This window comes from Microcoleus sp. AT8-B5 (genome assembly GCF_036705565.1).
Lineage (GTDB): Bacteria > Cyanobacteriota > Cyanobacteriia > Cyanobacteriales > Microcoleaceae > Microcoleus.
The window spans coordinates 44,196-57,799 of sequence record NZ_JAUBUY010000029.1; the positions used below are offsets into that span (position 1 = coordinate 44,196).

Sequence of the window (13,604 nt, forward strand, 5' to 3'; positions counted from 1 at the left end):
ATATGTCTGCAAGTAGCAGTCAAGTACCAACTATTTTGGCAGTTGATGATAGCGTCGTGATGCAAGGACTTGTTAAACAGGCCTTAAGCAAAGAGTTTCGAGTTCTCGTAACCGACAATGCAGTGGATGCTTTGTCAACGATTTATCACGAACAAATTTCGGTTTTGTTGCTGGATGTTTCGATGCCTGGTATTGACGGATTGGAACTCTGCCGCACGGTGCGGAGCTTGCCTCAGTTTCAGAATTTGCCGATCGTAATGCTGACAGCGCGAGATGGAGCCTTTGATAAGGTACAGGGGCGTTTGGCGGGAGCAACAGAGTATTTAACTAAGCCGTTTGATGCTGATAAGTTGCGCGAGGTAATTGGTAAGTTTATCAAAATCAAATAATCGGACTTAGGACAAAAATCAGTTTTGAGTAATTAATGAAGTAAAAAGTTGCGATCGCGCTCTCTGATCCTCGACTTCTTTAACAAGTCGAGGGGCGGGGCATTCTGCACTATTTGCGAGGTAAGTCCTAAATTTTTAATTTTGCCAGGAGTAGGGGAGCGATCGCACTGACAGGTAGAACATATTGGGCGGCACCGAGGGCGATCGCCTCCTTGGGCATTCCGAAGACAATGCAGCTAGCCTCGTCTTGGGCGATTGTCAACCCCCCTTGTCTAGCGATCTCCAACATTCCGTCAGCACCATCTCTACCCATTCCTGTCAGCAAAACCCCCGCTGCTGCCCGACTATAAAAATTAGCTACCGACTTAAATGTCACCGTTACAGAAGGGCAGTGTCCCGCAGCATGAGCAGCTTCTGAATAAATAAATCGCCCTTGAGAATCCAATTCTAAATGACGTTTTTCTGGAGGAAAATACACAGTCCCTGCTTGTGGCAATTCCCCAAAAGCAGCTATCTTAACAGGCAGTTTCGATTCATAACCCAGCCAATCAACTAATCCTTGCAAAAAACCTTCACTGATGTGTTGGACACAAATTATAGGCACGGGAAAACTAGCTGGAAGTTTAGAAATAATCGCGTACAGTGCTTGTGGTCCGCCTGTAGAAGCCCCTATCGCCAATATTTTAATAGTTGGAGATTTAACATTTTCGTTAGAAAATTTGTAATTAGGAACTGGTGCTTGGTTGAGTTTTACAATTTGATTTTGATCTTCAGTAGGTATCTTTTTTGGATGCCGTGTAAATACTTTAACTCCTGAGAGAATTTTCACCTTAGCTATTAATTGATTAGCTAGGCGATCGTAATCAGATACCAACCCGCCCATCGGTTTCGGAAAAACATCCAATGCACCAGCCTTTAACACTTGAAATACATTCTGAGTATCATTCGCTTGCACTGAAGCACTAATTACTAAAATTGGTAGCGGATATTTCTTCATTACTTCTTCGGTAAATTCTAACCCGTTCATTGGTGCCATGTCCAAATCCGTACAGATTACTTGGGGCTGAAGTTTGGGAATTAATTCTAGTCCTTCTAATCCGTTGCAAGCAGTTCCTACAACTTGGATGTCTGGCGAGGACTCAAAAATTCGTTTGAGAACGATGGTAACTACTGGAGAATCTTCAACTAACAATAGTTTAATGGGCAACAACATCAGTTTGCTCGGAAATGGGGAATGGGGAATGGGAAATGATAAATTCGGCATCCATGCACGGGGAATTTTTCACTAGACACAGGGCATTGGGCTTTGCTAATTGGTAGTAAATAACAAATAGCTAATAACAAATAGCTAACAACAAATAGCTAATGACTAAACTAACCTTTTTAGTGTCTCTACCAACACATCTTGATTGAAAGTACCTTTAGGAATATAAGCATTGGCCCCCGCATCAGCACCTCTTTTTTTATCTTCATCCGATGCCAAAGATGTCACTAAAATTATCGGCAACTCACTGTATTCTTTTTGCTCGCGAATCTTAATAGTCAGGGCCAAACCGTCTAAATTTGGCATTTGTATGTCAGAAATCACAGCATCAAAATCGCGAGTTTTCAATTTATGGAAAGCATCCAATCCGTCTACCGCAGTCACAACTTCGTAACCTGCAGCTTCCAGTATGCGCTTTTCTTGAGTGCGCGTGGCGATCGAATCTTCTGCTAATAGTATAACTTGTTTTCTGCTGGCAGTCTCAAGTTGCGATCGCGCACTCCCAACCCCACGAGACGAAACTTGCTGGCGTACAGATTTTATCAAATCGTGGGGATTGAGTACCATACAAACTTCCCCAGTACCGAGAATTGTGGCACCAGAAACATTTCGCACCCGTTTGAGCAATTGACTTTGAGGTTTCATCACCACATCCTGTTCGTCTATCAAAGCATCTACAAATAATCCCAATCTTTCCTCCCCAACTTTTAAAACAATACAAGGCATTTTTGAAGAACTTGAATTTCGGAAGTAGTTTTTATTCTCCTTCAGATTTTCTCTCCCGGTTTCCTGTCTCAAATACCGATTTTTTTGCCACAGTTTTTTATTATTTAATTCTAGTAAATCTGTCAGATGAGCAACTGACAAAGGCTGACCCTTTGAAAGTATAGTTTCCTTACCTTCTATAGCAAATATCTCAGACTGAGACACCTGTTGTGCCGTGTCTACAAACTCGACTGGCAGAGCATAAGGAATGTCTTCAACTATGACAATTAATACATTTGCTGTAGCTAAAGACGTGCTGATTTGCAGCCTCAAAGTGCATCCTTTTCCTGGTAAAGACTCTACTTGAATACTACCTTTTAGGGCTTCAACATTAGTGCGAACTACATCCAATCCGACCCCGCGCCCCGATACTTCGGTAACAAATTTTTTGGTCGAAAAACCCGGAGTAAAAATTAAAGATTGTACTTGATTTTCGGTCATTTCTGCCAGTTGTTCAAGCGTACAAATATTACGTTTTAGCGCCGTTTGTTTAATGCTCTCTAAATTTAGTCCCCGACCATCATCAGCAACTTCAATAATAATATTGCTAGCCATATTATAGCCTTTAATTCGGAGAGTAGCCACGGGAGGTTTACCTAGTTTTTTCCGCTCCTCAACAGTTTCAATGCCGTGGTCGATCGCATTTCTAATCATGTGCATTAAAGGGTCTTTCATTTCCTCTAAAATGCGTTTATCGGCTGTAGTTTCCCCTCCTTCAATCACTAAGGCAACTTCTTTACCTTCCCGTTTTGCTAAATCTCGAACAGTTCGAGGAAATAAATTAAAAATAGTAGACAAAGGCAACAGTCTCAGAGTGCGAATTCCTGATTCTAATGCCTCAGCGATTAATTCGAGTCTGGCAGTATCTTCATAAACTCGATTTCTCAAGCAGTTTACTAAAGTTCCAAGACGTTCTAAACGTTCTTCTGTACGTTGATAGTAATCCTGCAATTGGCTAAATTTGCCGTTGGTTTTAATACCGTTTTCATCTATTTGCATCCGATCGACAGTCAAGCTAGTTACAAAATATTCTCGGCTCCACTCTTCCCACAAAGTTGTAATTTTTTCGATCTCTGCAACTCGGTGTCCTAGTCGAGTTTTTGTGACAGTAAGTTCCCCTGCTTGAGTCATTAAATCGTCTAAATTTTGAGTCGCAACGCGAATGGTTTCAATGCGGTAAGATGAGGTAGAGGATGCAGTAACTGCCGACTGCGACGCCGACGCAGGGGCGGAATCAGAAGGTGCAGGCAAGTTTTGAGCTTGCAGTGGAAATTCTGGCTGGGATTGTAGGGGTAAAAAAGAGGAATTCTTCTCTAAGTTAACGACTTCTGAATTTTCAACGTTGGTTTCTGGTTGTTGGGTAGGAGGCTCAGTAAATTGCGGTTCTACCAACGGTTGTTCTGGTACTTGTGAAGATGAGGAATCTACTATTGAGGCGGCCGCCTGTGGCTGTAACTGACTAGAAGCACCCATCATGCTAGCGAGGATGTAAAAAGTATTAATGCCGGAATCTTCGCCGGTAACTGCTTCGTTAACGAGTTGGCGGATGGCGTCTAAACCTTGCGAAAGTCGATCGCTAATATCGGAATTGAGTTGAGTTTCTCCCCGCTTGACAGAACCCAAAATATGCTCCATTTGATGAGCTAAAGATGCTACATTTTTTACGCCTAGCATCCCAGCATCACCTTTAAGAGAATGGGTTTCGCGCAACAATTGTTCTAACTTAGCTAAGTCGCTTGGATGTTGTTCTAAGTACAGCAATCCGTCGTCTAGTTTTTGTAAGTGTTCTTGACTAGCAACTTTAAATACATCTCGAAGTTCTTGATCTTCAATCATCATATATGTTTTTTAGTAATAAGTAATTGAGCATTGCTCATGGGTAATGGGTAATGATAATTATGTTGAATACTCAGTCGATTGCTAATGACTAATGACTAATGACTAATGACTAATGACTAATGACTAATGACTACACTACTTCTTTAAGATTAAATGCAGCTTCTGTCAGTTGTTGAGTACCGATTTTAACTTGAGTAATGCCGCTTACTGTTTGAGACGCTGATTCCTTCATAGAACTCATCGCATCACCTACTTGCTGAATTGCGATCGCCTGCTGTTTCACATTAAATGAAATTTGCTGATTGCTAGCAAACACCAGATTGCAAGCTTCCCTCACACCCATAAAAGCTTCTGCCGTATCTTGTGCTGTTTTTACCCCTTCTGCAACCGTTTTGCGACTATCTTCAGTTGCTTTCACCGTGGAGTCGATCGCACCCTTAATTTCTGGAATAATACCATTAATTTTTTGTGCTGCTTGTTGGCTTTCATCTGCTAACTTACGAATTTCGCTTGCTACCACCGCAAAACCTTTACCGTACTCGCCGGCTCTGACTGCTTCAACAGCAGCGTTGAGAGCCAGCATATTAGTTTGGCTGGCTAAATCGCTAACCAAACTTGCGAGAGTCGATATATTGCCAATCTGACTCGTGCTGTCGTCTAGTCGATGATTTTGCTTAGAAATTGCCACCACAGCTTCTCTAAGATTCAGCATTTGATTGAGAGTTTGATCTACCTTTGTAGTACCTTCTTCTGCTAGATTTAAAGCTTGGCGAGCAGCAACGGCAACAGACTCAGCTTGCTCGGCTGTTTGCTGAGAAGAGCGGCCTAAATTTTCGAGAGTTATAGTTGTTTGGTTAACCGAAACAAATTGCCTATCTGCTATTTGTTCTTGCCTGTTCATATTAGATTCTATTTGCATTGAAAATGACGAAATTTGGTAAATCAGCCCCCGAATGAGAGCAACAATTTGTTGCAGAAAAAACCATCCAAATCCCAGCACCACAGCCAGGGAAACAATAGCTATCGTCGCTGCTATTTTTTGAAGAGAATCGATGGAATAAAATAACAATTTTTTGGGTGAAGTATCCACAATTACTAAAAACTTATTGGTATTTTGTTTGCTGGGGAAGACTGTATTATAGCTAATCACTAGCTCCCGATTTTCAATATTTCCCTGACCACCTGAGAGTATTTTAGCAACAAGGTCTCCTGAATAATCATTTTTGACATTTTCCTTAGTTTTGAGTTCAAGTCCCCAGGCTTTTTTAGGATTGGGATGAGCCAGATAATACCCATCTTGGTTTAAGATAAAAGATTTGTCTGATAGTTCAGGATTGAACTTTTTAACCATATCGAGCAGAGTGTTACCCAGGGCATTAGTAATGATAAAGCCTTGTCTTTCTCCTTTAGGATCAAAAATTGGAGTTGCGTAGCGAATTGTTGGCTTGTAAGGAATTTCTATTTTCCCCATTTCCTGATTCAGATTTAAGGAAGACACATAGACTTCTCCTTGTTTTAGCTTCATAGTTGCCGAAAAGTAATCTGTGTCTGCTTTATTTTGTAGTTGAGAATCTGGAATAACTTGGAGATTTGTGCCGTCATAATCTACGCGGACTATCTCCTTACCGCTGTTATCTATGTAACGCAATTGCACATAATATGGCTTAGCTTCCATCATGGATAAGAATGTGAGCTGCATTCGATAAACCCAATCTTTATAAGTTGAATTAGTTTGTTTGTCTACTCCATTTCCTGCCCTGGCTCTAATCATTCCCTGAACAGGGGGAGTTTTGCGGAGAAACAAAATATCTGCTCTCAGATTTTCAAACTTGTTAATCATTTGATTGGCGGTAGAATTAACACTGTCACTAAGGGTTATCAATGCTAACTTTTGCAGTGCTTCTGTTGAAGAATAAATTCCATACCAACCAACAATAGATACGGGAATTAAGGTACTTAAAATTAGAAGTAGCAACAGTCGGTGCTGCATTTTTTGGAAAAATTTGTTAATCATTGGTTACTGGGAATCGGTTACTGGTAACTTGTACGATCGCATAGTCTAAGTATAGGGAATTGGAAAACTGTAGGATCGGGTAGCCGAAGTATTGGGAATTGGGAAGTGGTAGTAAAGAAAAAATAACAACCCCCTAATAATAACTCACAACTCACTACACTGCTGATTTGATATTAGGTTTTTATTTGCATTTGCCCATAAACAAGTTATTACTCCGGTTAATATCGCTGGAATGGTAGGGAAATCGATCGCCCAAGCAATTGCTTTCATTCTTAAGGATATATTTGGCATTTTTGGGGAACTACTCATAATTCATTGCTCTCCTACAAAACTGCTTTCAAATCTAAGGCTGCTTCATTCAATTTTTGAGTACCGACTTTAGTTTGACTGATACCGCAAGCGGTTTGGGCTGCGGCTTGATTGAGAGAGTTCATAGCTTGCACTACCTGTTCGATCGCGATCGATTGCTGTTTGGCATTCAGCGAGATTTGCTGAGAGCTCAAAACCACATTGTTAATGGCATTGGCAACTCCTGCAAATGCAGCCGCGGTTTCTGAGGCAATATTCACGCCCGATTCCACTGTTTTAGTTCCTTCATCTGTCACCATTACTGTTGAGTTAATTGCCTTTTGAATATCAGCAACTAATAGATTAATTTGTGCTCCTGACTTTTTACTGCGATCGGCAAGTTTGCGAATTTCTGACGCCACCACGCCAAACCCCTTGCCGTGCTCTCCCGCCCGCACTGCTTCAACAGCAGCGTTGAGTGCTAACATATTAGTTTGATTCGCCAAATCGCTAACTACAGTTGAGATATTACCAATGTGATCTGTTTGTTCGCTCAACTCTATAATTTGTCCTTGAATATCCTGAACTTTAGTTTTCAGAGTTGCCATTGCTTCTAAAGTTTGTTCTACAGCTTTTGTGCCACCTCCAGCTAAATTCAAAGCTTGCATTGCTTGAACCACGGCTGTTTCTATCTGCTGTGATGTCGCCCTGGAAGATGCTCCCAATTCGTCCATTGTAGTAGTAGTTTGATTTACGGAAGCTGCTTGCTGACTTGCCATGCGTTCCTGTTCTTCTACGGTGGCTGCAATCTCAGTGGAAGAAGCGGCGATCGAGCTAATTGCGCGATCGATAGTTTGAGCAATTCCTGACGAAATCAGCCAAGCTATAACCGCACCTAACACCAATAAAAACACGGAACCAAATACCAAGGCCGAGATTAAAAAAACTAAAGATTGCTTCGTTTTTTCAGTAGCTTGCTTAATCGCTTTTACTTCTATGTCGCGAAATTGCTTATTTATTTCCACAAATTCATCCACAAATTGTGTCTGTTTTCCGGTATTAAAGAGAGCCAAGGCAGCAGTTCTATTATTTTTTTGTAATAAAGCAACTATTTCGCTAGAACCGTCATAATATTCGTTGCAGAGTTCTAGCATCTTCTCTAAACGCATCCTCTGTTCAGGATTTTCCATCTTCAACTCCGCACTATTTCCCGACTCACGAGCTAATTCTCCACCAGTCTTAAAATCATTTAAAAACTGCGGATTTTTATTAATTAAATACCCGCGCATCCCCCTTACCATTTGTTCAGCACCTGCGGACATATCATTTGTATGTCTGAGCACATTTTCGATCCTTTCTACTTCTGCAAAATTATTCAACACCTGATTAGTAGTTGTATAAACTAGCAGGGGAAAACCCAAGTATATAGTGGCAGGGGCTACATAAGCCAGCAACATTCTATTTCTAATATTTAATTTTATTAACTTAGCAAACATATTTTTCTCCTTAATTTAAGCACGTGAATATACGAATTAGATTGCTTCGTCAAATCTGGCTTGAAAAGCAGATTTGGTATAACTGAATACGCTTTGGTTAAAACTATTTATTCCTCAGAGATTCCTTGCAGCATCCCCCGCATCGTTGCGAGGACTTTGAGTAAGTTCTTGTCCACCCCCTACTCCCCCTTTGTAGGGGCGGTGCGACCCCTACTCCCCGTGCCCGCCCTTGGCGCCGGGAGATCGAGCTTAACTCAACCGTATTGTGGTATAACTAACTTCTTTAGTGGTGGACGCATTTCAAGATAATTCTCTCATGCTAAGTCCCGCTTGTTACCAGTTCTGATCTCTGCGTTGGATCGGGATTGCGAAGGAAATGAAGTATCAAGCCAGGTGCTTCACTGAACTCATGATAGAGATGCTTTGCGTAAGTCCTGTTCTGGATTCAAACCTCTTCATCAACAACTACTCCTCCTTTTGTCAGCAGTTTTTGCAAGTTCAGAATAGCCATCATTTTTTCCCCGTAAATAGCTGTCCCCCGTAGATATTCGCGGTTGGCAGAATGCAGGGCTGCCGGAACAGCCGCAATTTCCGACACATTTAAGTATATAATATCTAATATTTCGTCAACAACTATACCAGCGACCAAATCTGTCACTTCAACAACGATCGCCTTAGAGAGATAATTTGCAGTCTCCGACATATTTAAAGACATATTTAAAACACTGCGAATATCAATTAAAGTCACAATTTCTCCCCGTAAATTTATATTGCCCACTATGCGATCGGGAGTGCAAGGAACCGGAGTTACTTGGTTGATATCAGTAAATTCCCGAACTAAATCTAAATGAATACCAAAGTATTCGCCATTCAAAACAAACACCGCCAGGTACATATTAGTGGCTGCATCATTTTCTCCCTCGTTTCGCCGCCTCAAATGATTAGCGCGCGATTGAAAAATTGCTTTTTCTTCGGGGGTAGCCTGCGGGCAAAAAACGTGACGGTTGCTCAAAATTTGAGGATTTTTTCCTAACAATTTTGCACTTATTAGCCCGTGTAAATTTTCCGTCTCTGCCTCACCTGCTGCTTCACTACCTGCATGGCTTGGAGAAACAGGCCAGCTTTCCTCTGACTTTTCGGGAGAATATCGAATTAATTGATCGAGATTGAGCAGCATGATAATATCGGCTTCGCTGCGGGCTAGTCCAGCTACAAAATAATGAGAGGCTTCTAAATTCTCTCGCCCATAAGATAGCTGCGGAGTGATGGCCTCTTCTGAGAGTTCCTTAACTTCGCGAACTTGATTGACAATTATACCGATTTTCGATTCTTGCCACTCTATGACGATCGTACTATCTGTCACAGCATACCCTTGCCAAACGTATCCAAAACGGAGATTCAGATCCATCACGGGCAGAATTTCGCCCCGAAGGTCGATCGCCCCAACAATATCTTGAGGTGCTTCTGCAATTGCTGTCAACTCCGGCAGAAAGAAAATTTCCCGAACGTAGCAGGCTTCTATACCGCAGAGAAAACCGTTCTGTTCAAAGATAAGATACGGTTTAGTTTCCATATTTTAGTGTACAGTTTCTTTACTGTATAATTTTAACAATTTTTTTTTAACATTCATCAGCACTTGACTAGCTGTCATTTTTCCCTGGGAATCTATGGGAGTGTTTGGCGGTAGTGCTTTCAGGATTTCACAAGAGGAATTGTACATTTTAATAGCTCTTTTTATTTGACCTTCTTTATGGTATATATTCCCTAGTTCTATATAAGCTGAAACAAAAGATGGACACATATAAATAGTCCTTTTTAATAAATTTTTTGCTGTTTCCAACTGCCCCTGTTCTTCAGCAATTTGAGCTTGTAAATAATCAGTATATACTGACCCAGGATCTACTTTCCTAGCTCGATTACAGTATTCTATAGCCTGAGAATAATTGCCGGAATTTGCCTGAACTTGAGCAATTAAAAAATAAGCATCAAAATTAGGGCCCTGCAACTCTATTGCCTCTTGTGCCTTGTTGATTGCCTCAGCATAATCTTGATTTTTAAATAACTTTTTAGCCTCTAAGATTAGCATTTGATGCGTTTGATTTTGAGTATTTTCTGCTATTATTTTTTCTGTAACTGACACGGCATTGTTCGGCAAGCCGTCCTCCAGATAGCGATAGGGCAGCATATTTCCCAGCGGATTACTTATTTTTAATACCGGAGGCATCTCTATCTCTGGAAAATTGCTGTTAGTAGTAAAACGAGGTGGCATAGTTTCCCCTGTTAGCAACTCACCACTATCATCGCCCATAATATCTGCTTTCGGGAATTCCCGAAATGCCGAGTTGGCTTCTCCTACAGTCGCAACCATAGACTCTATTTGACAGCCTTCCTCCGGTACTGCATTCCGACGCTGATACACCACCGACTCCGGGAAAATCTTGGCTTCAAACTCGTTCATAATTTGACCGTAAACTTCAGCGTGACCGGTCATTAAATATCCTCCAGGTCTCAGGGTCTTGGAAAATTTTTTCAGTACCAGTGAAATATACTTATGTTCAAAATACACAAAAACGTTTCTACATAAAATTAAGTCTATGTTATAAAGATTTTGGTAAATATTAGGAAAGTCATCTGTGATTAAATTTACACAACTAAAGTTGACACTTTCGCGCAATTCTAGATTAATTTCCCAATCATTTTGCCTCTGATGAAAATACTGCTTTTGTATCTGCGGGTCAACCAAGCGAAACGACCAATGACTGTAAACTCCCTGGGGCGCTTTTTTGATTACTTTTTCATTGATATCTGTACCTAGAATTAATATTTTCCATTGCTCCCAATCGGGAATCAATTCTTTTAAAACAATAGCTAAAGAATAAGGTTCTTCACCGGTGGAGCAGCCCGCACTCCATATTCGCAGTGTCGGCTGCATTCCCAAGGTCTTGTGCAAGTTTCTTTTCTGCTCTATCAATTCAGGAAAAATTACTCTTTTCAACAGAGCGAACTGTCCTTTATCTCGCATAAAATAACTTTCAGTTGTTGTTAATAGCAATACTAATTTCGCCCATTCATTTTTACTTTCAAAAGTTTTGGCGGTTAAAAGTTTATAATACTTTTCTGGGTCTGCAATTTTTTTTTCTCTCATCCTACTCATGATTTTATGAGACAAACCAGCTCGATCTTGAGACCTAATTCGCACACCCATCTCAGTAGTAATTAAGTTGATAAATAGCTGAATTATGGAATCATTCATGTCCACTGAGGTAGATTAATTTAATAATTTGGGTAGTGGCAACTTTTACTGAGCTGCTGCTGAGTTTGGGCTGAGCATAGCTGCCAGCCTGCGGCTCGTCGGTTCGCAAAGCCGCAGGGAGCCGAAGGGAAGTGCGTAGCTGAACTATTGGGAATTGGGTAACTTGTAAGCTCGTGTAGTAGAAGTATTGGTAATTGGAAATTGGGGAATTTGGAATTAGAAATCTGGAATTTAGCCGATCGCCTGAACAAGAACAGTGTCACACCATATCATATCAGAAACTTGCCAGCTACTTAAAGGAAAAAGGCAAAAGGTCAAAGACAGAAGCCAGGAAAAAATTATCCCTTCTGCCTTCCACCTTCTGCCTTCAAAGGCACTAATCTCCCACTTTAAGCTGGATATATCCGCAGGCGGCGATTAGGTTCTTCCCCAAAACTGTGGGATTTCAGGTGATAGTGTTCCACAAGTTCGTGCTGCATTTTGCGGACGTTGGGAGAACGGGGCAGGAGTTCCACCGGCTGTCCCTTGGGAATGACAATTTGCTCGACTGCCAAGCGGGTTTCTTCGAGAGCTTCGAGCTCGTCAGAAGAACCGCTGCGGGCGAATAAGGCGAGGTCTGCCACTTCCGGGGTACCTGGGTCATCCATGTCCAACAGGCGCCGCAAAGCTCTCGCTACGTGGGGAATAGTGGCGGCCTTAATTGTGTGCAGGGGAACTTGGCGAGTTTTGGCCAAGTGCCTCAATTTCGACTGGTTCCGAACGTTCGATCGCAAAGCCAAAACCACGTCAGCACTCTCAATATCCTTCGTCAGCAGCACCGGCAGGTTCAGCGTCGAAATCACCTGTTCGAGCTGGTGACGAGGTATGCCGTAAGGATAAACGTGGAGGGGCAAATCTTCGCCGTTAGGGCCGACATTCTGGGAAAAACGTCCGGGCTTAGGTACCGGCTCGACGGACAGGGATTCTTCGAGCAGTTGCTCGAAATACCGAGTCTCAGAAACCGGCGCGCTTTTAGGAGCGAAGTTCTCGCCTGGAGCGGGCATCGGCACCATTTTGCCAGCACTCCGCCAGCCAGAGAGCGGTGTGACGGGCCGGATTGCTGATACCGCAGCCGTGCTGCTGGAAGCGGCCATCCCCGGAAACCGCGCGGGGGGAGCGGCTGACTCGCGCTCGATAATTACTTCTCCTGTCTCGCTGACGCTTCTGATTTGCTGGCTCGGTTCGCGTCCCCGCAGCAGAGTGTCGATCGAATCTGCAACTCGCTCGTGGATTACCCAGCGCTGGCGTTCCAGCATTTCGATGGCAATTTCAAAAGTTGGCGGTGCTTTGCGCTCCAAAACCGTCTTTTGAGAACCGCGCCGTCTTGCTTCGTCATCTCCCAGCGTCACCGCTTGGATGCCCCCAATTAAATCTGCCAGAGTCGGGTTTTTCATCAAGTTTTCGATCCGGTTCCCGTGGGCGGTACCTACCAACTGCACGCCCCTTTCGGCGATCGTCCGAGCCGCCAAAGCTTCGAGCTCCGTGCCGATTTCGTCAATCACGATCACTTGCGGCATATGGTTTTCCACTGCTTCGATCATGACTTGGTGCTGGAGTTCGGGGCGGGAAACTTGCATTCTGCGAGCTCTGCCGATCGCCGGGTGCGGGATATCTCCATCTCCGGCAATTTCGTTGGAGGTGTCGATGATTACCACCCGTTTTTCCAAGTCATCGGCGAGCACGCGGGCAATTTCCCGCAGGGCCGTGGTTTTGCCGACTCCGGGGCGGCCGAGCATCAAAATTGACTGACCGGTTTCCACCAAATCGCGGATAATGCCGATCGTCCCGAACACAGCGCGGCCCACCCTCAAAGTCAAGCCGATAATCTCGCCGCTGCGGTTGCGAAGGGCGCTAATTCGGTGCAGGGTTTGCTCGATACCGGCTCGGTTGTCGCCACCGAAGTGGCCGACTCGCTCGATGCAATAGTTGAGGTGTGCTTTGGTAATCGGAGTTTGGGAAAGAGGTTCGGCCAAGGATGGAAAACGAGCTTCTGGTTGGCGGCCCAAATCCATGACAATCTCAATGAGATTGTTGCGCTGCGGGTGCTGCTCTAAGGGCTGCCGGATCTCATCTGGCACGATGTCTAATAATTTGTTGAGGTCGTCTGTAATCTGCATTCGCCTCGATGTGTTCGGTGACGTTTTCAACTTTTTAGTCAGTTGTCAGTTAACAGTTGTCAGTTGCCAGTTGCCAGTTGTTATGTGTCAGTTGCCAGTTGTTGTTGAAATTAACTACTAACTACTAACCACTAACTAAT

Annotated in this window: 8 protein-coding genes; 1 reads left to right on the forward strand and 7 read right to left on the reverse strand. The window is 43.0% G+C overall.

Annotated elements, in window-relative coordinates:
• Window positions 1-2: 2 nt before the first annotated feature.
• Window positions 3-389, forward strand: coding sequence for a response regulator (locus tag QUB39_RS19460; RefSeq protein WP_015175702.1), 387 nt, complete (start codon window positions 3-5; stop codon window positions 387-389).
• Between the two features lie 127 nt (window positions 390-516).
• On the opposite strand, the gene cheB is transcribed toward QUB39_RS19460, so the two are convergent.
• The 7 genes from cheB to QUB39_RS19495 form a co-directional block, all read right to left on the reverse strand.
• Window positions 517-1,602: a chemotaxis-specific protein-glutamate methyltransferase CheB gene (gene cheB, locus QUB39_RS19465; RefSeq protein ID WP_333485136.1), complete on the reverse strand. Its 1,086-nt coding sequence runs from the start codon at window positions 1,600-1,602 to the stop codon at window positions 517-519.
• Between the two features lie 156 nt (window positions 1,603-1,758).
• Complete coding sequence (locus tag QUB39_RS19470) at window positions 1,759-4,254, reverse strand: hybrid sensor histidine kinase/response regulator (protein WP_333056424.1); 2,496 nt, start codon at window positions 4,252-4,254, stop codon at window positions 1,759-1,761.
• A gap of 133 nt (window positions 4,255-4,387) precedes the next feature.
• Window positions 4,388-6,271 (reverse strand): methyl-accepting chemotaxis protein, encoded by a 1,884-nt coding sequence (locus tag QUB39_RS19475; protein WP_333056408.1) that lies wholly within the window; start codon window positions 6,269-6,271, stop codon window positions 4,388-4,390.
• Between the two features lie 323 nt (window positions 6,272-6,594).
• Window positions 6,595-8,055: a methyl-accepting chemotaxis protein gene (locus QUB39_RS19480; RefSeq protein ID WP_333207810.1), complete on the reverse strand. Its 1,461-nt coding sequence runs from the start codon at window positions 8,053-8,055 to the stop codon at window positions 6,595-6,597.
• 445 nt (window positions 8,056-8,500) lie between these two features.
• Window positions 8,501-9,628, reverse strand: coding sequence for a chemotaxis protein CheW (locus QUB39_RS19485; RefSeq protein ID WP_333207809.1), 1,128 nt, complete (start codon window positions 9,626-9,628; stop codon window positions 8,501-8,503).
• Window positions 9,629-9,631: 3 nt separating this feature from the next.
• Window positions 9,632-11,308 (reverse strand): CheR family methyltransferase, encoded by a 1,677-nt coding sequence (locus QUB39_RS19490; RefSeq protein ID WP_333207808.1) that lies wholly within the window; start codon window positions 11,306-11,308, stop codon window positions 9,632-9,634.
• Between the two features lie 389 nt (window positions 11,309-11,697).
• Window positions 11,698-13,464 (reverse strand): R3H domain-containing nucleic acid-binding protein, encoded by a 1,767-nt coding sequence (locus QUB39_RS19495; protein ID WP_333207807.1) that lies wholly within the window; start codon window positions 13,462-13,464, stop codon window positions 11,698-11,700.
• Between the last annotated feature and the right edge of the window lie 140 nt (window positions 13,465-13,604).